The sequence below is a fragment of the uncultured Winogradskyella sp. genome (assembly GCF_947501905.1).
GTDB lineage: Bacteria > Bacteroidota > Bacteroidia > Flavobacteriales > Flavobacteriaceae > Winogradskyella.
On record NZ_CANMXL010000002.1, the window covers coordinates 453,589 to 476,621 of the forward strand.

The 23,033-nt window shown below is 32.1% G+C and carries 23 protein-coding genes; 15 read left to right on the forward strand and 8 right to left on the reverse strand.

Annotated elements, in window-relative coordinates; genetic code table 11:
- The first annotated feature begins 166 nt into the window (after positions 1–166).
- The 7 genes from Q0770_RS05725 (at position 167) to Q0770_RS05755 (ending at position 6,235) form a co-directional block, all read left to right on the forward strand.
- Positions 167–463 carry a hypothetical protein gene (locus tag Q0770_RS05725; protein WP_299114958.1) on the forward strand — a complete coding sequence of 99 codons (297 nt, stop codon included), beginning with the start codon at positions 167–169 and terminating at the stop codon, positions 461–463.
- Positions 464–520: 57 nt separating this feature from the next.
- Positions 521–1,579 carry a hypothetical protein gene (locus Q0770_RS05730; RefSeq protein WP_299114960.1) on the forward strand — a complete coding sequence of 353 codons (1,059 nt, stop codon included), beginning with the start codon at positions 521–523 and terminating at the stop codon, positions 1,577–1,579.
- Between the two features lie 12 nt (positions 1,580–1,591).
- On the forward strand, positions 1,592–2,071 hold the full coding sequence (locus Q0770_RS05735) for a hypothetical protein (protein ID WP_299114962.1): 480 nt from the start codon (positions 1,592–1,594) through the stop codon (positions 2,069–2,071).
- Between the two features lie 106 nt (positions 2,072–2,177).
- Positions 2,178–4,001, forward strand: coding sequence for a sensor histidine kinase (locus tag Q0770_RS05740; RefSeq protein ID WP_299114964.1), 1,824 nt, complete (start codon positions 2,178–2,180; stop codon positions 3,999–4,001).
- Entirely contained in the window at positions 3,998–4,618 is a 621-nt protein-coding gene (locus Q0770_RS05745; protein ID WP_299114966.1) for a response regulator transcription factor, read from the forward strand. The genes Q0770_RS05740 and Q0770_RS05745 overlap by 4 nt, the downstream gene beginning before the upstream one ends.
- Positions 4,619–4,723: 105 nt before the next feature.
- Positions 4,724–5,755 carry a hypothetical protein gene (locus tag Q0770_RS05750; protein WP_299114968.1) on the forward strand — a complete coding sequence of 344 codons (1,032 nt, stop codon included), beginning with the start codon at positions 4,724–4,726 and terminating at the stop codon, positions 5,753–5,755.
- Positions 5,756–5,833: 78 nt separating this feature from the next.
- On the forward strand, positions 5,834–6,235 hold the full coding sequence (locus Q0770_RS05755) for a response regulator transcription factor (protein ID WP_299114970.1): 402 nt from the start codon (positions 5,834–5,836) through the stop codon (positions 6,233–6,235).
- 54 nt (positions 6,236–6,289) lie between these two features.
- Here Q0770_RS05755 and Q0770_RS05760 read toward each other — a convergent pair whose 3' ends face one another.
- Positions 6,290–8,311, reverse strand: a complete 2,022-nt coding sequence (locus Q0770_RS05760) for a dihydrofolate reductase (protein WP_299114972.1) — start codon at positions 8,309–8,311, stop codon at positions 6,290–6,292.
- A 92-nt stretch (positions 8,312–8,403) separates the two neighbouring features.
- Between Q0770_RS05760 and Q0770_RS05765 the strand changes: the two genes are divergently transcribed.
- Both Q0770_RS05765 and crcB read left to right on the forward strand, forming a co-directional pair.
- A complete protein-coding gene (locus Q0770_RS05765; protein ID WP_299114974.1) occupies positions 8,404–9,423 on the forward strand; it encodes an SRPBCC family protein in 1,020 nt (339 codons plus the stop codon).
- The gene (gene crcB / locus Q0770_RS05770; protein WP_299114976.1) at positions 9,424–9,789 is read left to right on the forward strand and encodes a fluoride efflux transporter CrcB; all 366 of its coding nucleotides are present in this window, start codon (positions 9,424–9,426) and stop codon (positions 9,787–9,789) included.
- A 2-nt stretch (positions 9,790–9,791) separates the two neighbouring features.
- Here the strand turns inward: crcB and Q0770_RS05775 are convergent, their stop codons facing one another.
- Positions 9,792–10,394, reverse strand: a complete 603-nt coding sequence (locus tag Q0770_RS05775; protein WP_299114977.1) for a DUF1684 domain-containing protein — start codon at positions 10,392–10,394, stop codon at positions 9,792–9,794.
- A gap of 233 nt (positions 10,395–10,627) precedes the next feature.
- Between Q0770_RS05775 and Q0770_RS05780 the strand changes: the two genes are divergently transcribed.
- The 3 genes from Q0770_RS05780 to Q0770_RS05790 are packed head-to-tail and all read left to right on the forward strand — an operon-like array spanning position 10,628 to position 12,972.
- A complete protein-coding gene (locus Q0770_RS05780; RefSeq protein ID WP_299114979.1) occupies positions 10,628–11,845 on the forward strand; it encodes an MFS transporter in 1,218 nt (405 codons plus the stop codon).
- Entirely contained in the window at positions 11,846–12,223 is a 378-nt protein-coding gene (locus Q0770_RS05785; RefSeq protein WP_299114981.1) for a VOC family protein, read from the forward strand.
- A 5-nt stretch (positions 12,224–12,228) separates the two neighbouring features.
- Positions 12,229–12,972, forward strand: a complete 744-nt coding sequence (locus tag Q0770_RS05790) for a DJ-1/PfpI family protein (protein ID WP_299114984.1) — start codon at positions 12,229–12,231, stop codon at positions 12,970–12,972.
- 3 nt (positions 12,973–12,975) lie between these two features.
- Here Q0770_RS05790 and Q0770_RS05795 read toward each other — a convergent pair whose 3' ends face one another.
- Entirely contained in the window at positions 12,976–13,419 is a 444-nt protein-coding gene (locus tag Q0770_RS05795; protein ID WP_299114986.1) for an Lrp/AsnC family transcriptional regulator, read from the reverse strand.
- A 115-nt stretch (positions 13,420–13,534) separates the two neighbouring features.
- Between Q0770_RS05795 and Q0770_RS05800 the strand changes: the two genes are divergently transcribed.
- On the forward strand, positions 13,535–13,930 hold the full coding sequence (locus tag Q0770_RS05800; RefSeq protein ID WP_299114988.1) for a hypothetical protein: 396 nt from the start codon (positions 13,535–13,537) through the stop codon (positions 13,928–13,930).
- A gap of 4 nt (positions 13,931–13,934) precedes the next feature.
- Here the strand turns inward: Q0770_RS05800 and Q0770_RS05805 are convergent, their stop codons facing one another.
- Positions 13,935–14,552 carry a DEAD/DEAH box helicase gene (locus Q0770_RS05805; RefSeq protein WP_299114990.1) on the reverse strand — a complete coding sequence of 206 codons (618 nt, stop codon included), beginning with the start codon at positions 14,550–14,552 and terminating at the stop codon, positions 13,935–13,937.
- A gap of 5 nt (positions 14,553–14,557) precedes the next feature.
- The gene (locus Q0770_RS05810) at positions 14,558–17,968 is read right to left on the reverse strand and encodes a methylmalonyl-CoA mutase family protein (protein ID WP_299114992.1); all 3,411 of its coding nucleotides are present in this window, start codon (positions 17,966–17,968) and stop codon (positions 14,558–14,560) included.
- 462 nt (positions 17,969–18,430) lie between these two features.
- On the opposite strand from Q0770_RS05810, the gene Q0770_RS05815 reads away from it, so the two are divergent.
- Positions 18,431–19,528: an OmpA family protein gene (locus Q0770_RS05815; protein WP_299114994.1), complete on the forward strand. Its 1,098-nt coding sequence runs from the start codon at positions 18,431–18,433 to the stop codon at positions 19,526–19,528.
- A gap of 39 nt (positions 19,529–19,567) precedes the next feature.
- On the opposite strand, the gene Q0770_RS05820 is transcribed toward Q0770_RS05815, so the two are convergent.
- Positions 19,568–20,698: a TlpA disulfide reductase family protein gene (locus tag Q0770_RS05820; protein ID WP_299114996.1), complete on the reverse strand. Its 1,131-nt coding sequence runs from the start codon at positions 20,696–20,698 to the stop codon at positions 19,568–19,570.
- 137 nt (positions 20,699–20,835) lie between these two features.
- Between Q0770_RS05820 and Q0770_RS05825 the strand changes: the two genes are divergently transcribed.
- The gene (locus Q0770_RS05825; protein ID WP_299114998.1) at positions 20,836–21,540 is read left to right on the forward strand and encodes a DUF4197 domain-containing protein; all 705 of its coding nucleotides are present in this window, start codon (positions 20,836–20,838) and stop codon (positions 21,538–21,540) included.
- A gap of 22 nt (positions 21,541–21,562) precedes the next feature.
- Here Q0770_RS05825 and Q0770_RS05830 read toward each other — a convergent pair whose 3' ends face one another.
- Together Q0770_RS05830 and Q0770_RS05835 are read right to left on the reverse strand one after the other, a co-directional pair.
- Positions 21,563–22,075, reverse strand: coding sequence for a hypothetical protein (locus Q0770_RS05830; RefSeq protein ID WP_299115000.1), 513 nt, complete (start codon positions 22,073–22,075; stop codon positions 21,563–21,565).
- Positions 22,076–22,242: 167 nt separating this feature from the next.
- A complete protein-coding gene (locus tag Q0770_RS05835; RefSeq protein WP_299115002.1) occupies positions 22,243–23,025 on the reverse strand; it encodes an ABC transporter substrate-binding protein in 783 nt (260 codons plus the stop codon).
- Between the last annotated feature and the right edge of the window lie 8 nt (positions 23,026–23,033).

Sequence of the window (23,033 nt, forward strand, 5' to 3'; positions counted from 1 at the left end):
TTAGAAATAACATTTTAACCCTCTTTTTCTTACATTTTAACGAACTTATATAAGCTATTGATATTATTGAATTAACTTTTTATGTTAAAATACCCAGTAATGGGTATGTTTTTGCATCAAAGCTTTTTGCAATTTTGAAACATGAACCAATAAAACCCTTATAATTATGAATGATACATTTTCATCCAAAACCATGTTATACATTTCATTAGCAATATTTGTAATATTTCTTATTTATTTTTCAACCATTAGTTCAGATAGCACACAATTAAATTGGTTTATAAGAGTAGTTGTGTCTTTAGCTGCTGGCGCTATGAGTATGTCATTATCGGGGTCTATCAACATAGGGAAAGATAAAGAAATGAGAACTCTCGCAGAGGAATCTCCAAAGATTACTGCTGCTGGAGCACTAGCGGTTTTTGTTTTAGTGTATTTATTTGACCCAATTAAGTTTACTGTTTAATAATTGTAATTAAAAACACCTTTACATTTTCGAATATACATTTAAACTTTTGACTGAATGAATACAAAAAGTGATTATCAAATTAAGCAAGATATAAATAGTCTATTCAACTCATTATTCATTGAAGTAAAAACCGACATTTTAAATTTAGAAAAAGTGAATTATGTTTCATTGATTGAAGATGATTGTGATGTAAGCTGTGTCCCTTGTGATAATTTTCCATATTTAGAAATAGGCTTTCATAATAATAGCTTTGATTATAATCTCGGAAATTATATTACTTCAATTATAAAAGAATCTAATGCAGTAGATGAAATGCTAAATTATTTGACTAGTTCACATAATATTTCAAAAGTTTATTCAGAGAAAGAAGCCTCAAAAATTTACAATAGACTATCAAAAGATGCATTAGCAGAAATAATTGTTAAGCTCCAAAATAATTCAAAAGATATCGATAAGATTATTGGAGGTTGCGAAATAAAAAATCAACATGACGATGCAGGTCCAGGAACCTTGGGTATTGTCGTAAAAGACAGAAAAGACAAAATTTACTACATACTTTCAGCTTTGCACGTGTTGTATGGTAATCGATGTTACAAAACTGATTGTGAAGAAAGCTCTATTCAGATGTATCTTAATGGTGAGATCCATAACATTGCAGAAAATTTCTTGTCTGAAGCACAGATTAAACAAATTAAGCATCTAGATGTTGCCTTATCAAGGATAAATGAAGAATATATAGATTTGGTAGAACCAGGTGTTCTGAAAATAGGCCTTGTAAATAACGACTTAAGTGTAGCAAAAACATGTGACAAATTAATTAAATATGGTGCTTCAACCAGAGATACAAATGGGCATATTAGATCTACAACTTGTGATTATAAGTATCAGGAGAATGGACTACCAGACTATGAGTTAAAACTAGAGAACTCAATTTTAATGAGTAATAGATCCAAAGGAGGAGATTCAGGAAGTCTTGTATTAGAAAAAAACACAAAAAAAGTAGTGGGAGTATTAGTTGCTGGTGATGAATTCACTCATTCAGTTGCAGTTGATATTAATAGTGTTATTAAGGCTTTCAAAAATATAAACATAGAATTCGATTTTAATTTTTAAAACTATATAATTATGAGTGAAGAAGTAAAACCACAAACACCCCCAGAAAAACCTACCCATTATTTCAATATTGATTTGAAAGACAAGACTCGTTTTCAACCCGTACATTTTACACCAATACTGGGAAGTTACATGGCTTTAATCTGTAAATTTGATGCTGATGAAGTAAAGACTGATGTTTATAAACTTAATAGCGTAGAAATTAAGTCTAAAAGGATTGCTGGACTTGTTAACATGGCTGTATATCGAATAAGTGGTATTAGACGTGGAGATCCTAAAAATAAAGAAGATGAAAATGAAGTAAAAATAACAGTAGATATTAACGTTTTTTCAAAAAAGGATAAGTACCCTTATTTTGAAACAGATGGATTTGAAATTAAAAAAGGAGACTACTTTAACGTTGCAATAGGAGAAGCTTACGGATTAGAAGATGATGATTTGTCCAATAAGCAAGGTTTAGATAGAGATGGATTCTGTTTTTCCACTTTTTAATTAAATTACTTAAAAAGCAATCAATAACAAGGTATAATAAATATATGTACCTTGTTTTTCTGTTGATATGAAATTAAAAAAACTATACTGTATATTTTTCATCTTAATGGCAGCTATTGCTAATTCTCAATCTAATACAGAATTGTTTAATAGTTCATTAATACATATAACTAATTTTGAATTAGATAAAGCAAGTAAAATAATTTCTAAATCGAATGCTAATACTTCGGTAGAATTAAAAACAAAGAAACTATTAAATAATTATGTCTCTTATTTAAAAACTGGCAAAGAACTTAACATTCTCTTTTCCGATTCATCAAATAATTCAAATAAAGAATTACGGTGGTTGAATAGTATATCGCATTCAATTTATGCAGAAAAAAAATCTCATGAAGTCATCAAAGAAAAAGATATCATTCATAAACATTATTGGAAAAGTTTAAATCTTGCTTTGCAGACAAAAGATAATGGTTTAATCTGCTTTATTTTAAAAAAAATCATTTATAGTGTTTTGTATAATCCAAACACTAGAAAAGAATTAAAAGATTATTTAGAGTTATATAAAATACATGCCAAAGATAATTTTGAAAGATTATGGTATCAATTTTATAATTTAAGGTATGACAAAAAAGAAAAAATAAAGGAGTTGGAAAGTCATCTTGACGAACTTGAAAAATTAGATGCTACCTTTTTAAAGGCAAATTATCATATACATATTGGTTTGCACTATAATGATTTTAAAAGGAATTCAAAAAAAGCAAGATATCATTACAACAAAGCGATAGAACTTTTAAAAACCATTAGATTTAATAATTTAAATCAATATCTTTTTCAATCACACGCAAATTCTGGAGTTACATACTATCATGAAGGTAATTACAATAAAGCATTAGAAAAATTTAAAGTTGCTAGCGAATTAAAAATATCTAATAACAGATTTGACTATTTAGCAAACCTTGAGAGATGGAAATTAAAATGTTTTATAGCTATAAATGATTCAGAAAATGCTTTAAATTCTCTAGAAAAAAGAGAGATATTACTAGATTCAATAAGTAATTATCAACAAGGACTAGCAATAAAAGAAACTGAAGCAAAGTTTAATAATGAAAAATTAAGAGCAGATAATTTAGAAACTAAAGCTAGAAGCAAACAAAACCAAAATATAGCTATAGGTTTAGCTGGAAGCTTGGCGCTTGGAAGCATTATAGCATTCTTACTCTTTAAAAACACCAAACGCAAACAAAAACTAGCAGAACAAGACAAAGAAATAGAAACGCAGAAATTAGCCACGGTATTAAAAGAACAAGAACTCACTGCTATTGATGCGATGATAGAAGGTCAGGAAAAAGAGCGTCAACGTATTGCCAATGATTTGCATGATGATTTAGGTGGGCTTATGGCTACAGTTAAGCTTCACTTTAATGCGCTTAAAGACAAAAAATCTCCTGAGCTCTTTGACAAAACTAATACGCTTATTGACGAAGCTTATAATAAAGTACGCTCAGTAGCTCACGCCAAAAACTCTGGCGTTATTGCTAAACATGGCTTGTTAAAATCCGTAAAGGAAATGGCAAACAAAATTTCTATTTCCAACCAATTAGAAATCGAGGTTATTGATTATGGTCTTGAAACTCGTCTTGAAAATAGTCTTGAGCTTACATTATTTAGGGTAATTCAAGAATTAGTTTCTAACGCTGTAAAGCACGCCCAAGCTTCAGAAATAAGCATTCATATTACTAATCATGAAGATATGATTAATCTAATGGTCGAAGACAATGGCATAGGTTTTAATACTAAGCAAATGACCAAAACTAACAAGGGTATGGGCATTAATAGTATTGATAAGCGTGTAGAATATCTTGATGGTAAAATGACCATAGAGTCAGAAAAGAACAAAGGCACAACAATAATAATTGACATTCCTCTATGATACGATTAGCAATAGCAGAAGACCATCAATCCTTAATAGATGGTATAAAACTGTTACTTAAATACGAAGATGATATTGAAATAGTAGGTGCTGCAAATGACGGTGAAGATTTACTTAATTTAGTAAGATTAAAACAGCCTAATGTCGTTATCACTGATATTAGAATGCCAAAAATGGATGGTATAACTGCCACAAAAATTATAAAGAAGGAATTACCAAATATTAAAGTCCTTGGCTTTACAATGTTTGACCAAACAGAAGCTATTGAACAAATGATGAGTGCTGGTGCTTCAGGTTATTTATTAAAAAACTCTCCATTAGAAGAGGTGTTGAAAGCTGTAAGATCCGTCCATAAAGGAAATAACTACTATGATGCTAATATCAATTTTGACTCAGAGAAAAACTCTAACAAGAAATCAAAAGGCACTCTTACCAAAAGGCAGATACAAATTCTAGGACTTATTGCACAAGGTAAAACCTCACGCGAAATTGCAGATGAGCTTTTTATTGGCTTGCATACTGTAGATACACATCGAAAAAATATGATACGCATCTTAGGATTGCAGGGCAAAGGTGAGCTCATGCGTTATGCCTTAGAAAAGAAATATCAATTTTAACTATACCTTCCTGTATAAAGCAATATTTAAAAATACCCTCCAATGGGTATTTTTTTGTGCCTTATAGCTAGGTAAATTGCAGTGTTAACTAATTATAATTCAACAATGAAAACAACAAACACTTTAAAAATTTTATTCTTAGCAGTAATCCTAAGTTCTTGTGGATCCACAAAAGAAGTCAACACAAAATTATCTGGCCCTCAAGTAACTTCTAGCGCAAAAGAGCTAGTACGTATTACAGATGATGCTGTAGCCGAGTTTCAGCCAAGCTTATCTCCTGACGGGAAAAAACTCTTATATGTTATTAGAGACGATGCAAATGTTAGTAATGCTAAGTGGAGTTTACGCCTTAAAAATGATGTTATGCTTCCTGGTTTTACACCTCTAATTGGTCAGAAAACCAGTGCACCTTCTTGGATTAATGACCAAGGTGATTTTATGTTTACTTATCATGCATCAAGTCCAATTATAGCAACAAGTAATATTAAAAGGCTAGGCATTACTTATGTTGGGCAAAATGCTTATGGAGATTATGACAATGACGCTATGATTTCTCCTAATGGAGAAAAAATTGTACTAACAACTTCTTTACAAGGCAACAGAAGTATTTGTTTAGTAAACAGAAACGGTAGTAGTTTCACAGTTCTTTCAGAAGGGATTAACCCAAAGTGGCACCCAACAGAACAAAAATTACTATATAGTAAGCTTTCTGGAGATTATTTTCAGTTATTTGAGCTTGATTTAGACACTTACCAAAGTACACAAATCACTACCGGAGAATCTCATTACTCAAGTGGCGCCTATTCTCCTAATGGCAATCACATTACTTTTATTGCAAATAAAGATGGAAAGTATGGACATTTATTTATTATGAAACGTAATGGACGATCTGTTACTCAACTTACAAGTGGAGACTCAAACGAAACACAACCTTTTTGGGGAACAGATGGCTACATCTATTTTGCATCTACCGCAGGAGCTAAAAGAGCTGAAGTAAAAAAATCGAAAAAGAGAAGTGATATTTTGAGTACCCTATTATATGGCAAAAGATCTACTAGCGGTCTCGAGCAAGAATTAGGTGCATACTCTTATCCATACTCTGATATTTGGAGAGTAAAACCTCTTATAGTTGACTAATTATTAAGACATAAAGAAAATTAAAAATCCCCATTGACGGGGATTTTTTAATGCCTATTTCAAATCTATATTGCATCTATGAAAACCTTATCGGCTCACAAAAAAATTATAGTGTTACTAAAACAATTAGAAAAGAGTAATAAGGAGCTTAATATCCATGAGTTATTAGATGTTCTTGAAAATCTAAAAAACATATCTACTGACAAAAACTCTATTGAGATTATCATAACATCTATAAAATCCTTGAAAGAGAAAGAGTTACTTTATGTAAATAAACTTACGGACCGCGAATCTGAAATAATACTATTAATATCTAAAGGACTCCAGAATACCGAAATGGCAATAAAGTTAAACCTTAGTAAATCTACTATTGAAACTCACCGTAAAAACATAAGAAAGAAATTAAAATTAAAAGGTAACGATAGCCTTTTTGCATTTGCTTTAATCTTTAGTTTACAAAACTATCGAACGATAATTTAATGATAAAAAAGGGAGGCAACTTGCCTCCCTTTTTTAACTATATAATACTAAAACTTAATTCTTAGTTGGCAAAAAGCTATATGTTTTACTATACTCTAGCATTTGCTCAGGGAACCCTTTTGGCTGTGTTACTTTAATAGCAGTTATAACTCCATTTTCATCCATCTCTGGAACTAATACTGGATTTACAAAACCGCTGTAAGGTGCCGATGTAAACTGCTTGTTACGTTCTAAAACCTCAGCATGAATATCTTGGTCTACCTTTACACCATAACCTTCTACCAAAGCTTCGACAGCAGCATAATCTCCTTCAGATTTTATACGCTGTGTTTCACGAAGTAACTGTCCAAATAATGTGTGTAGTTTTTCGTAGTCATTAATATTAAAATAGGTTTTGCCATCTCTAGTTACTTTTTCAATGACATTATCAGTTTTTCCTTTTTCAAAAACCCAAGCACTCACCCATTGTCTGTTTACCATATGTGCTTCTTCTACATCATCACCAAGGTTTAATCTTATTAATTGTGTCATTAAACCATTTCTGATATAGCCATCATAAGCAGCTTTTCCTATAGACTTCCAATCATCTACTAATCCTAATTCTTGCAATTTTGGATTATATAAATAATAAAGCCCTACTAAATCTGCACGACCTTCTTCTAAAGTAGATGCGTATTTTTTCAGTGTTTCTTTAGTCTCTCCAACTCCTGGGTTTAGTTGCCCTGAGGCATGACCAATCACTTCGTGTAAAGCTGTGTGTAATTTATCTGCCTGTTGCCCATGCTCCTCTTCTAACTTTAATTCCTCATCATCATGAACAAATTCTTTTAGCCTACCTGTGCTTCCTGCATTATTATAAGCGTTTATAATATTTCCTAGTGATACTGATTTGCTTCCAACTTCTTTACGAATCCAATTGGCGTTTGGTAAGTTTACGCCTATTGGGGTACTCGGTGATGCATCGCCTGCTTCACCAGCAACAGTTACCACTTTATAAGTTACGCCAACAACGCTATCTTTTTTGTGTTCTTCAATTAATGGAGAATTATCTTCAAACCACTGTGCATTTTCAGATAATACAGACATTTTTTTTGACATATCAAAATCATTAATCTGTACAATAGTCTCGTAACTTCCTCTATAGCCTGAAGGGTCGTTATAAACTTCTATAAAACTATTAATATAGTCTACATTACCCTCTGTAGCTGCAGTCCAAGCTACATTATAATCGTCCCAAGTTTGCAAATCTCCTGTTTTGTAATAGTCAATAAGCAGACCTAGTGCGTAGCCTTGAGCTTCGTTCTCTGCTACTCCTTTTGCTTTTTCTAACCATTTAATCACTTCATCAATAGCACTACCATATAATCCACCAGACTTATAAACGCGTTCTTTTAATACACCATCTTCTTTAACTAATTGAGAGTTAAGTCCAAATGATAATGGTCTGTCAGGATTTGGTGATTTTTTCTGTTTGTAGAAATTTTCGACATCAGTAGTTGTAACATCTGGCCCATAAAAATTAACAGCAGATTCTAATACATTATCAACGCCTTTAGCTAAGTTAACTTTTTTAGAATCTTTATCATTAAAAATAGCAGCATAAGCCATTCCGTCTAGTCTAGTATCAGTAGCTTTTAATAACTCATTGAAATAAGACTCATCAAAACCAGGTTGTAATTTATCGTTAGAATAATGATGATGTATACCGTTACTAAACCATACACGCTTTAAATAAACTTCAAAAGCCTTCCAATTATCAGATGTTTTATCTCCAGAATAATTAACATATATATTTTCTAAGGCTTCTCTAATCTCTAAATTATGACGGTAATTTTGATCCCACATCATATCTCGACCTGCCAAACCTGCCTGCGTTAAATAGTAAACTAATTTCTGTTCTTTCAAGGTTAGGTTTTCCCAACCCGGAATCTTATAACGTAAGATTTTAATATCTGCAAATTGCTCTACGTTATAACTAAATTCTTGCGCTTCAGGTATTGATTCTTTTTTGTCATCACCACATGATAAGAATAATGAAGCTACTAAAGCAATACCCAATATTGATTTTATTTTCATTTTTGATTTAATTTTAGTTGTACACAAATGTAGCATTAAAAAGACATATCATAAAATTGCTATCTTTGGTTAATAACTAAAATCAATCCTCCATGAAAGCCTTAAAATATATCCTTTTTCTGATTCTTATTGTTGTTATTGGACTTGCAATCTACATCGCTGTTCAGCCCAATTCTTATGAAGTAGAACGTAGTAGAACTATTAAAGCACCTGCTGCTGTTGTTTATAATAATGTCATAGATTTTAAAAACTGGGAAGCTTGGAATTCTTGGAAAGAAGAACATCCCGAAATTGAAATTTCCCTACCTGAAAAAACTAATGGTGTTGGTGGCTCTTACTCCTGGACACAAGATGGTGATGTTGGTACTATGAAAACTACTGCTACTGCCACTAATGACTCTATTATACAAGAAATGCAATTTTCAGATTTTCCTAAGTCTGATGTAAAATGGAATTTTACAGCTAATGAAGACGGAAGCACAACTGTAAATTGGAAAATATCTGGAAAAGATTTACCCTTTGGTTTTAAAGCATTTGCAACACTAATGGGCGGCATGGAAAAACAAATTGGACCACATTACGAAAGAGGACTAGAAATGCTTGATAGTGTAGTTGTAAATAGTATGAAAGCCTACAGTGTAAAAACAGATGGAATTACTGAATATGGTGGAGGCTTTTATATGTACAAAACCACATCGGCTACTAGCTCTAACATAAGCCAGATAATGGGCAAACAATATGGTGAGATAATGAGCTACATGGCAAAGAATGATGTTGTGCAAACTGGCATGCCATTTACAATATATAATGAAATGAATGACGCAAATAATAATATAATTATGAGTCAAGCAATCCCAGTTCAAAACAAAGTTGAGATTGCTCAAGGCTCTGAGATATTGTGTGGTTATATCCCAAAAACTAAGGTTTTTAAAACCACTCTAAAAGGTAATTATACGAATCTACCAAAAGCATGGGAAAGTGCAATGACTTATATCGCAAAGAATAATTTACAACAATCAGAGTTAAAACCTTTTGAAATATATCAAACAGATCCAGGCAATTATCCTAACCCTGCAGATTGGATAACAGAAGTATATATTCCTATAAAATAAATGAAACAACTATTACTTGTATTTGTAGGTGGTGGCTTTGGAAGTGCACTTCGTTTTTTGGTTGGAAAATGGCTTAATAGCTCTGAAAGCGGAATACCTTATGGTACTTTTGCTGCTAATATCATTGGAAGTTTACTCATTGGAATAATACTAGGTGTAGCTACAAAAAATGACGGACTTTCTGAGTCGCAAACACTTTTGTTAGCTACTGGCTTTTGTGGTGGCTTTACCACATTTTCTACTTTTGCATATGAGAATCATGTGTTTTTAAAATCTGGTGATTTTACCTCTTTTGCCTTGTATACCATTGGTAGTTTTATAGTTGGTTTTTTAGCTGTCTTTGGAGGCATGTATTTAGTAAAGTAGCATCAATGCTTCTTAAATGCCTTTACTCCCGCTTCAATTTTCAAGCTTACATAATTTGTCCGAGGTACAATTGGACAAGAATACCTTTCACTGTAAGCACAGTATGGGTTATATGCTTTATTAAAATCTATAATTAAAGTATCCCCTTCTGGAATTCTAGCTTCAGTATATCGACCACCAGAGTAACTTTGATTGCCATTAGTATCATCTAAAAAAGGCAAAAACAGATAGTCTTCATAACCCTCTTTATTTAATAATCCCATATTTTGATATATGTTTAATTCATGTATTTCTCCCTTTAATTCAAATGTAATAACAGCATATTGTCTGTAGTCTGCTAAACGCGCTGTAGTTGTTTTCATTTTAAAAGGCTTTGCTTCTGGTGTGCGCTTAAGCTTTGCTTTTACTACATATGCCGAATCAAACTTAAAGAAATCTAGACCTTCAAACGTTTTTAAGTCTTTTGCTTTCAATGGTGATTTAGAAGCATCTTTAAAATCAGCATTCATTTTTTTCTGCCATTCTGTTTCAGATTTTAATAGTTGCTTTTCTTGAGCGCAGCTCAGAGTTGTACATATTAAAAAAAGTAAAAACAAGTTTTTCATTTTCTATTATTTTGATTCCAAAAATACAACTTATACTTTTTTTTCATAGTTTTGGATGCAAATCTAATAATTACCTAATGAAATTTTCAATTGTAACATATAAGCAGAGACAGACCTCTTTACAGAAGAGTCGTACTTTTTGTGTGTTGTAATGTTGATATATTTAACCAACCAAAACTTAAAAAGTCCGACAGCAATGTTGGACTTTTTGCTTTTTATAATAATTATTAAAAATGAAAAAACTGTATGCAAATTATATAGCATCATTTAAAGGATTGCCAAAGGAAATTTGGTACATATCGTTGATATCTCTAGTCAATAGAGCCGGTACAATGGTTATCCCTTTCTTATCGCTTTACCTTACCAAAAATCTAGATTTTAGTAACGATGATGCTGGATGGATATTAGCCTTTTTTGGAATTGGTTCAGTTATCGGTGGTTGGTTAGGCGGAAAATTAACAGACGTATTTGGATTTTACAAGGTCATGATTGTTAGCTTGTTTCTAACTGGGCTTTGCTTTATAGGTTTGCAATACATGTCTTCATTTTGGGGATTATGTTTTGGCATACTCATTACTATGAGCATCGCAGATTCTTTTAGACCTGCTATCTATGTTTCAATAAAGACATACACTACTGAAGAAAATAGAACTCGAGCTATAGGCTTATTACGTTTAGCTATTAATTTAGGAATGGGAATTGGACCAACATTGGCTGGATTAATTATTGTATCTAAAGGCTATAACATCCTATTTTGGATAGATGGTATTACCTGTATATTGGCTATACTACTATTTAGTTATTTGGTAAAAGAGCCTAAAAGACAGCCTTTAGAAATTGAGTCAGAATCTGATGCCGTAAGTAAACCAAAGAATATAGTTTACAGAGACTTTACATATTGGATTTTTATTGCCATGTTCTTTTTCATGGGAATGGCATTTTTTCAACTCATTATCACTATGCCTTTATATTACGAAGGTGTGTTTGGGCTTAATGAGTTTCAAATAGGTTTATTTTGGATGATAAACATAGGTTTGATTATCATTCTTGAGATGCCCTTTTTAAGCTATCTTGAAAAACAATCTATTACAGTTACAAAGCTTATTCTTTATGCTTGTTTATTAATGAGTATTAGCTTTTATATCCTTTATCAAAACTTTTGGTTTGGCATTCTTGTTATTAGTATGGCTTTAATAACTTTTGGAGAGATGTTAGGATTCCCTTATACCAACAGATTTGCTCTCAGTAGAGCTAAAGAAGGTTTTGAAGGCAGCTATATGGCACTTTATGCGATGGCCTTCTCTTTATCTCATATTTTTAGTTCTAAAATAGGATTGAGTATTGTCGAACGATTTGGATATCAAATTAATTGGTTAGTTACAGGGACTTATGGTCTAATAGCTGTAATTTTATCATATTGGCTGCATAATCGTGTAAAAAAGAATTTATAAATGAATTTAAACCAAGTTACCATTCCATCTCTAGATGTCGAGAAAGCCACAGCGTTTTATAAAACTTTAGGGCTGATTTTAATTGTTGATGCCTTACCTAGATATGTCCGTTTCGAATGTCCTAATGGTGATTCAACTTTCTCGATACACAAAGTTGATACTTTGCCAAAGGGTGATGGTATAAGCATATATTTTGAAGTCGAAAATATTGAACAAACCGTCAAAACCCTCAAGCAAAAAGGCATTACATTTACAACTGAAGTTTTAGAGCAAAAGTGGCTTTGGAACGAAGCACATTTATTTGACCTTGATAAGAATAAAATAATCATATTTCAGGCAGGCGAAAATCGAAAAAATCCGCCGTGGCGAATCAATTAAATATTATGAAAAAAATAATAATTCTACTTTCCGTATTACTCAGTTTTAGCTGTAATTCTAATTCTGAAAAGAAAGCGATAGAAAGCGAAAATACATTTATAGAAAAGCAATTCCCCAAGTTAGAACCAAATCGCTATAACGTAGCGTTTCTAATCATGGATGGAACTTATAATACAGAGTTGACAGCCCCTTATGATATTTTTCAGCATACTATCTTTAGAGAGAATATTAAGGCTATGAATGTATTTACTGTAGCTAATACAGATGCACCAATTACAACTTTTGAGGGTATGCAAATTCTTCCAGATTTTAATTATGTAACAGATTCTTTGCCAAAAATTGATATCCTTGTTGTACCAAGTGCAGAGCATCACTTAGATACAGATTTGGATGATAAAGCTATGATAGACTTTGTAAAAAGAGTAGATACAGAAGCTACATTTATGACTTCTCATTGTGATGGCGCATTTGTTCTCGCTGAAGCAGGAGTGTTGAATAATAAAGTATCTACAACTTTCCCAAGTGATATTGATAAAATGCGAGAGCGTTATCCTAACTTAGATATTAGGAAAGACGTACTTTTTGTTCATGATGATAAGTATATCACCTCAGCTGGAGGAGCTAAAAGTTTTGAAGCTGCTTTGTATTTGTGTGAATATTTATATGGAAAAGACATAGCTATAAGCCTCGCTGGTGGTTTAGTTATAGATTGGAATCTAAAAGATGTACCACATATTGTTATAGAATAGTAGTTATTTTAAAGGCTTTACTGGATTATGATTCACAACATGAGACAAAACAATCTGTGTCTTAGTTTCACCATAAACGATAAGTTGGTCAATAAACTTCTCTAAATGCTGTTGATTTTTCAACACCACTTCCATGACAATATTTTCATTTCCCGTGATGCGATAACAATTGATGACCTCGTCATAAGTTTTTACTTTTTCAAGAAATGGTTTTAGCATGCCCATAAATGCTCGTAATGTAATGATTGCTTTTAATTGATATCCTGCAGAAAATGGTGAAATTAGGGTTTTATACGACTGAATTATTTCTGCATCTTCCATCTTTTTTATGCGTTCTGCAACCGCAGGAGAACTAACACCTACTCGTCTTCCAATTTCAGCATTTGTCATCCTAGCATTTTCTTGTAAACACTTTAAAATCTGCCAATTAAGAGAATCTATACTCATTTAATGTTTTTTATAAAAATTAACACATAATTTAAAGTAAATATAATGATTTGCTTTAAATATAAAAGCTTAAAATGATTATGAGTGATTATTTTCGTATAAAATTGCTATTAAATTGAATTATTCTATTCCATCACACTTGTCAAACATTCCGCTTTACCAAAAGGCGATGGACATCTTTATTTTATCTCGAAGTATTTCGACATATCTTAATGACGATTTGTGTTTATTAGACGTCGATGGAAAAGAAAATAATGACATTTACTTTACGGGAGATATAATTCAACAATCTTCAAACTTAGCACCAGAAATTATTAATGCAGAACGCGAACGTTTTTCCGATAAAAAACATAAGCATATTGAAAGTCTAGACCGTTTAACATATCGCCTTTACAAAAACTGTAAACGTCTAGAGAATACGAAAAGCAACGGTAGAGATTACTTACCTATATTAAGAAGTGAGTTAAAAAAATTCAGAAAACTTAAGCATAATTGGATGCTTACGCTATAGAAACCTAATCTTTACACTTTAAGACTCTAGCATTACTCATATAACCGCTTTGGTAATTGGATATCCTTTTATTCCACTCATCAGCGATGACGATAGATTGAAACTTATCCATACTTTCTGTTAAACGCAGAATATGATTGTAACCGTTATTATTTGCCAAATAATCTGCATCTTCTAACACAAACAACTGAATTTGTCCTAAGTGTAATGCATTCTGAAAATAAAGTTTTGAAATAAAAGCAGGTGTTCCAATAACGATATCTTGTCCGTAATAAATTTCTACTTTCTGCTTTTCAAAATCGTAACGCTCACTTGTTCCATAAACACGTAAATCTGTATTCCTGATATACTTTGAAAACTCTTCTTTAAGCTCTGCTATTTTTTGTTGATTTTCGACAATAAACAGAGCACGCGGAGAATCTTCAAAAGCTTCAGCTTTTAGTTTATGAATTGTATGAATGATTAAAGCCGTGGTTTTCCCACTCCCTTTTTTACCGATAACATAAGCATCAGCACCACTTTTTATAACAGGCAGTACTTCTTTTTGGAATGTTAAAGGAGCATCATACCTTAAACCTTCTAGTGATTCTTTAAGTAAAGGGTTTAGTTTTTTGAATGACATATAAATTACATGTTTCTTCTATACTGTCCACCAACTTCAAATAATGCACTTGTTATCTGCCCCAAAGAACACACTTTGCAAACCTCCATTAAGGCTTCAAAAATATTCTGATTATTTACTGCTTTGTGTTGTAAATCTTTCAGTAACTCTGAAGTATCATGAGCAGCATTCAAACTTTTTAAGGTTTGTATCTGGAACTCTTTTTCATCTTCTGTAGCTCTAATAACTTCTGCTGGTTGAACAGTTGGCGAGCCTTTGCTACTTAAGAAGGTATTTACACCAATAATTGGAAATTCGCCATTATGCTTTAAAGTCTCATAATACAAACTTTCTTCTTGAATTTTACTACGCTGATACATAGTTTCCATAGCGCCTAAAACACCACCACGTTCAGTAATTCTATCAAACTCTAATAACACAGCTTCTTCAACCAAATCAGTTAATTCTTCGATAATAAAAGCACCTTGAATTGGGTTCTCATTTTTAGCTAAACCTAATTCTTTATTAATAATTAACTGAATAGCCATTGCACGACGTACAGACTCTTCTGTTGGCGTAGTGATAGCCTCATCATATGCATTTGTGTGTAGAGAATTACAGTTATCATTTATAGCATAAAGTGCTTGCAATGTAGTACGGATATCATTAAAATCAATCTCCTGAGCATGTAAACTACGTCCAGATGTTTGGATGTGATACTTAAGCATTTGCGCTCTTGGGTTTGCACCATATTTATTCTTCAACGCTTTTGCCCAAATACGTCTCGCTACACGCCCAATTACTGAGTATTCTGGGTCGATACCGTTGGAAAAAAAGAACGATAGGTTTGGACCAAATTTATTAATATCCATTCCACGACTTAAGTAATACTCTACATATGTAAAGCCGTTAGAAAGTGTTAATGCCAATTGTGTAATAGGATTTGCTCCTGCTTCTGCTATATGATATCCAGAAATTGACACTGAATAAAAGTTTCTTATACCATTATTAATAAAATACTCTTGAACATCACCCATTAAACGTAATGCAAATTCTGTTGAGAAAATACATGTGTTTTGTGCTTGGTCTTCTTTTAAAATATCTGCTTGAACAGTACCTCTTACTTGAGCTATTGTTTTTTCTTTAATCTCTGCATATATATGATCTGGTAAAACTTGGTCTCCAGTAACTCCTAAAAGCATTAAGCCAAGCCCATTATTACCTTCAGGTAAATCGCCATTATATTTTGGACGTTGCTTCCCTTTATATATATCCGCTATTTTCTTTTCAACTTCTTTTTCTAAACCATTATCCTTTATATAAACCTCACATTGTTGGTCTATAGCTGCATTCATAAAAAAGCCTAGCAACATTGGTGCTGGTCCATTAATGGTCATACTAACAGAAGTCATAGCGTCTGCAAGGTTAAAACCTGAATACAATTTTTTAGCATCATCCAAGCAACAAATTGAAACACCCGCATTACCTATTTTACCATATATGTCTGGTCTATAATCTGGGTCGTTTCCATATAAAGTCACGCTATCAAAAGCCGTAGATAAACGCTTTGCCGGCATACCTAAACTCACATAATGAAAACGTCTATTAGTACGTTCTGGACCACCTTCTCCGGCAAACATACGTGTTGGGTCTTCTCCTGTACGTTTAAATGGATATAAGCCTGAAGTGTAAGGAAACTCACCTGGTACATTTTCTTGTAACATCCATCTTAAAATATCTCCCCAAGCAGAATATTTTGGCAAGGCTACTTTTGGTATTTGAGTATGAGATAAAGACTCTGTATGCGTTTCTATTTTAATTTCCTTATCTCTTACTTTAAAAGAATAGATAGGATTTTTATAACGGTTTACTTTCTCGTCCCAACCAGTAATGACTTCCCAATTATAAGGATCTAAGTCCATTTTTACACGGTCGAATTCACCAATAAGCAGTTTTAAAAAATCTTTATTTTCACTTAAATCTGTAGAACTAATATCTACTCCTGACTTATCAAGCTTAGGCATTGAACCAATAACTGATTCTATAGTCTTAAATATTCCATATAGCCTCTGAGCGACTTCAACTTGATTTGTAGCTGTTTGGTCATAAGCACGATTGCTTTCTGCAATTTCAGAAAGGTAACGCGTACGATTTGGAGGAATGACAAAAATCTTCTCACTCATTTCTTTAGAAATCTCGAAAGTAGATTTTAACTCTGCATCTGTTTTCTCTACTAATTTATCCATAATAGATTTGTAGAGCGTATTCATTCCTGGATCATTAAATTGAGACGCAATTGTACCAAAAACAGGCAAATCATCTTGATGAACATCCCAAAGATTATTATTACGCATGTATTGCTTCTTCACATCACGTAATGCATCTAATGCGCCTCTTTTATCAAACTTATTGATAGCCACTAAATCAGCAAAATCTAGCATGTCAATTTTTTCTAGCTGTGTTGCTGCACCAAATTCTGGCGTCATTACATATAAAGCTACATCGCTATGCTCCATGATTTCAGTATCAGACTGACCAATACCTGAGGTTTCAAGGATAATTAAATCATATTCAGCAGCTTTTAATACTTCAATCGCTTCACTTACATATTTTGATAATGCCAAGTTAGATTGACGTGTTGCTAAACTACGCATATAAACTCGTGGAGAATTAATGGCATTCATTCTTATTCTATCACCTAATAAAGCACCACCTGTCTTTCGTTTTGAAGGATCAACGGAGATAAGACCTATTGTCTTCTCTGGAAAATCAATTAAAAAACGTCTTACAAGCTCATCTACTAAAGACGATTTACCAGCACCTCCAGTTCCTGTAATTCCTAAAACTGGTGTTTTAGATGTTTTATTTTTTTCCTCTATAATACTTAATGCATCTTTTGCAACATCAGGAAAATTTTCTGCTGAAGAAATAACACGCGCAATATCTTTTGAGTTTTTTTGATTTAAATGGTTGACTTCTCCATTTAGATTATCTCCAATTGCATAATCAGATTTCTCTACCAAATCATTAATCATACCTTGTAAACCTAATTCTCTTCCATCGTCTGGGGAATAGATACGGGTAATACCATAATCCATTAAATCTTTAATCTCTTCTGGTAAGATAACACCGCCTCCGCCGCCAAAAATTTTAATATGCCCAGCTCCCTTTTCATTAAGTAAGTCATACATATATTTAAAGTACTCATTATGACCACCTTGATAAGAAGTCATTGCAATAGCATTAGCATCTTCTTGAATTGCCGTATTTACCACTTCTTCTACACTACGATCATGACCTAAATGTATTACCTCAACACCTGTAGATTGTATAATGCGGCGCATGATATTAATTGCAGCATCATGCCCATCAAAAAGTGAGGCAGCAGTAACTATACGTACTTTATGTTTTGGTTTATATGGTGCGACTTGTTCCATTCGTAATACAATTGCTTTTTAGAGCTACAAATTTACTGAATTTATAAAAATCATAGGCTTTTGTTATGAAATCTTTAAATCATAAAAAATCTTATTGTATTCCTATATTAATAATCATAGATGTATAGCTTGAATTATATAGTATTTTGATTTTTGCAAAAAAAGAGAAAAGGCAAGATTTGATTTTTGATTATTACGCCTTAACAGCACAAAAAAGCATTTAATCGAAAAAAAATGATATTCAACAACTGAGTGTTTTCTAAAATACTGAAGTTATTATTTTTTTGCTCGTTGATTATAAACTAATTAATAACTTTTATTCTCTAAAAAATTTGTTAAAATGTGTCAATTTTCTTACTTTTAAAATCGGCTTCTTTCTAAAAATCAACATTTTAAGAGATTTAACCAAAGAAATAAAAATTCTTAATTAATTAACACAAACCATTTTAAACACCACAATTTATGAAACAAAAACTATTATTAGTCTGCTTTTTAGCAAGTGTAGCTTTTACCTATGCTCAAGACTTACCATCTAATCCAACACCGGGAAAATGTTATGTAAAGTGCATTACTAAAGATACTTTCAAAGAAGTTACTGATACTTATCAATCCTATCCAGAGTACAATACTTTAGATATAGTGCCAGCAACTTACAAAACTGTTGAAGAAAGAGTTTTAGTAAAAGAAGCTACAAAAAAGTTTGTATATGTCCCTGCGGTATATGAAACTGTTGAAGTTTCTTATGTGAAGAAAGAAGGTCGTACAGATTTAAAAGTGGTACCAGCTACTTTTGGAACAAGTTCAAAAACTTACGAGACTTATCCATCTACATCTGGATGGGAGTATAAAATTTTAGAAGATTGTCCTTCAGTAAATAAAGATGATTGTGTAGCTGCTTGTTTTGTTGAGTATCCAGCTCAGTTTAGAGAAGTTTCATTTACTACTCTTGCTGCTGATGCTTCAACAAACAATATCCCTGTTCCAGAACAGACTACAACTTATAAAAAGAGAGTCATAAAAACTCCAGCTCGTGTAGATGAAATAGAAATACCTGCTGAATACACTACAATTAAAAGACAAGTAGTAGATACACCTGCAAAGGCAGTACCAACTACAGTAGCTTCAAAATCTGATTCAGTTGATAGAACAGTGTTAGACCAGAAAGGTGGAATTTCTTCATGGGAAGAAGTTGACTGTGAGTTGTTAGATCCAAACGTATTACCTGTATTTTATGAATTAGGAAGTGCTCGTTTAACTGCTGCATCTAAGAAAACTATAGATGAAACATTATTACCTATAATGAAAGATTCTAAAGTAAGCGTTGAGATTATGTCTCATACAGATTCTAGAGGTAATGATGATTTTAATCAATCTTTATCGCAACAACGTGCTAACTCTGTAGTAAACTACTTAGTATCAAAAGGAATCTCAAGAAACCGATTATCTGCTAGAGGTTTTGGAGAGTCTCGTTTAACAAACAGATGTTCTAACGGTGTAGATTGCTCTGAGGCTCAACACCAAAAAAATAGACGTACAGAATTTAGAGTTTTATCTAATTAATCTCTGGATACTCTTTTTAAAATTGATAAAGCACCTTTTTTAAGGTGCTTTTTTTGTTATAATGTATTGTGGATAATCTGTAGCTTCTTTTTTGACCTTAATCCCATATTCTTCAAGATTGCTTTGCATGAACTCAAAATATTTATAATGTATTTGCCAATCGTGTATACTATAAAGATGTTTATCGTTTGAAGAAGATACAATTACAGGTAAATCAAGCGCTTTTGATAATTGATATGCCATATCTTTTATACTCACATTATCTGCTTGTATATCACTATCGCTAACCAAATATTTAGACTCAACATCTCCCCAGTTAATTTGTGTAGAGTTCCAAAAACTTGGGTTGTTAATTTTCAAAGTTATAACGTCTCCATTAGTAATGCCTTCTGTAACTTGCAGTTTTAATTCATTTAAAACTTGTAAATCCATGTCTTCATTTTCAATTTCTGTCTTTTTTATATAAACATCATAGTGCTTATTTAATTCTGATGAAACTTGTATTTGATTTCTATTAACTTTAGACAAATAACTCAAGATATCTTTTACTTTACCATTTAATTTTAAGTAACCATTGCTATAGCTAACATTAAAATCTTCAGAACTTATTTTACTTAGTATAACTTCGATATTTTTTTTTGGTACATAATCTTTTTTTGAAAACTCTTTTCTGTTTATAACTTTCAAGAATTTTGACAATGGTTTTCTAGTTCTATTTTCTCTTAAAAATTGATTTAGTAACTGAGGTTTTAAATCTGATGGATGGCCTTGCCATAGCTTTTCTCCTTTTGCATTAAAAAGAATACCCTGTGGTAATGACCTAACGCCATATTTCTTGAAAGTACTACCGTAATCATCTATAGCAATAGTTAATAGTGTTGTGTTTTTATTAATAAATCGCTCAACTTTTGTTGGGTTCTCTTCTGATAAAGAAATCACATGAAAATCTTTGGGATATTGTTTTTGCAAAACAGTAAGCAATTTCTTTGCATAAACACATGGCCCACACCATGTTGCCCAAAAATCAACGAAATAGAGTTTGTTTGACTCCGTTTCTACAATTGTTGATTCTTGAAGTACCTCAGATACTCTTATCTGAGAATTAGCATAAAAACTTCCTGATAAAAATAGTAATGCAAATGCTATATTTTTGAATTTTAAATCTCTCATAATTAAATCTTCAACTCTATAAGTCAAATACCATGCTAAAATTAATATTTATAATCTAAAATATAAATATGGCTAAGATATAAACGCCAATTTTATGCATATATTTGAGAAAAATTTTAAATAAAAATACTCCTGTCATGAAAAAATCTATCCTACTTGTTTTCTTAGTCTTAATATTTTCATCATGTGCAGAACTACAGCAAGTTGTTAATCAACTCCCGCAAACTGGACCTATTAGCAATACTGATATAGCTTCAGGCCTCAGACAAGCTTTAGACTTAGGAATAGATAAGCAGGTTAGTAAGCTCACCCAAAAAGATGGGTTCTTTAAAAATGAATTGGTAAAGATTTTACTCCCAGAAGAACTTCAGAAAGTTGATAAAACATTAAGGAATATAGGCTTGGGTAACTTAGCTGATGAAGGTTTGAAGATTTTGAATCGTGCAGCTGAGGATGCTGTAAAGGAGGCTACACCAATTTTTGTAAATGCTGTAAAGGGCATTACCTTTAACGATGCCAAGAACATCTTACTTGGGAATGATGATGCAGCTACACAATATTTAACTTCAAGAACGCAAACTGAACTTTACAACAAGTTTAAACCTGTAATTAATAACTCATTTAGTAAAGTCGGTGCAGATGAAATTTGGTCAAATCTAATTACAAAATACAATGCCTTACCGTTAACAAATAATGTCAATCCTGATTTAACAGATTATGTAACCAGTGAAGCTCTAAAAGGTGTTTATACAATGATTGCCGTTGAAGAAAAGCAGATACGAACTAAAATCTCATCTAGAACTACAGATTTACTAAAGAAAGTATTTGCGCTACAAGATTAAAGAGCATATATAGTTTTACTAATTACTTTCTTTTGTATAGTCCATCAAAAGCTACTGATATCTTTTCGCCTTCTTTAGTTTGGGTGATGACTTCCCAATATTGTCTTACTGTCCCATCTTCGTTATCAGTCCAAGTAACTCTATTTACAAACTTATCGCCATCTTTGTTTAAAGCTTCATCTGTTTGCAAAATCATCTGGTTTCCCTTCTTGTTACCTTTAAGATGAAGGCTTGCGCCTTGATTGTCTATCCAGACTTGTTCCCATTGTTTTGCTACAGCATTGTAAAAACTATGACTTGTACCTGTATAACCTGGAGTAGCACTAGTCCATCTTTCTTGAAGTACACATTTGCCCTCAATTAATTTTAGGTCATTCTCTCCGGCTTTATTTCCGTTTGGCAATGTCACATCCCATTGACCTTCCCAAAAAGCAAACTCTGCATGTTTCTCAGTACAACATGCACAATTATTATTTTGGGCAAATAAATGAGACATAAAAATTATTGCAAAAAATGTAAAAATACTTTTTCTCATAATGACATAGTTTGTTCTAAGTTATTAAACCATATTTAATTATATCCTAATGTTAACATAACATTTACAAGAAGAAAAGTCTTCATATTTGTAATGTAAGATATTAGTTAGTTTTTACATTATGTCAGTTAGTTAATAAGCCGATATGCTAGTATCGGCTTTTCTTTTTATACACTCAATGTCTCGAAATATTTATATGCATATTTAAGACGACTACCATACCAAGAAAATAGTTCGCCATCTACAAGGATAATTTCTTTTTTTGGAAAAGAATTCTTCAATTCTGCTATATGCTTTTCTTTAAAAGGAAAAGGTTCACTTGACAACATGATAACTTCTGCTTCTTTTAATTTTGAATGATTTAAAGAAACTTCAGGATATCTTGATTCAGTTTTAAAGACATTTTCAAAACCTGCTTCCGCAAGCATAACATCTATAAAGGTATTTGAAGCAGCGACCATCCATGGGTTTTTCCAAATAAAGTATGCTACTTTCCTTTTTGATATGCCTTGAATTTTATTTTGAAAATACTTGCGTTCTTTCTTAATTTTAGAAATAAGTAATGTGGCTTTTTCTTTAACCTGAAAGATATCAGCATACATCTCAAACAACTCAAAAACATCGTTCAGATTATAAATATCACTAATATGTATTGGGGCAATTTCTTTTAGAGTTTCAACAATTTCGAGGCTATTCTCTTCTTTATTACAGAGAATGATATCTGGGTTTAAGGCTTTTATCTTATCAACCTTAACATTTTTTGTACCACCAACAATGGTTTTCTGTTCTCTTAACTCTTTTGGATGAATACAGAATTTTGTAATACCAACGATTGAATCTCTTATGCCTAAATCAACTAACAATTCAGTTTGTGAAGGCACTAAAGAAACAATTCGCTTTGGTCTCTCTCCAATATTAATTTGTCTATTGAGTTGATCAGTAAATATCATCAGAAGAC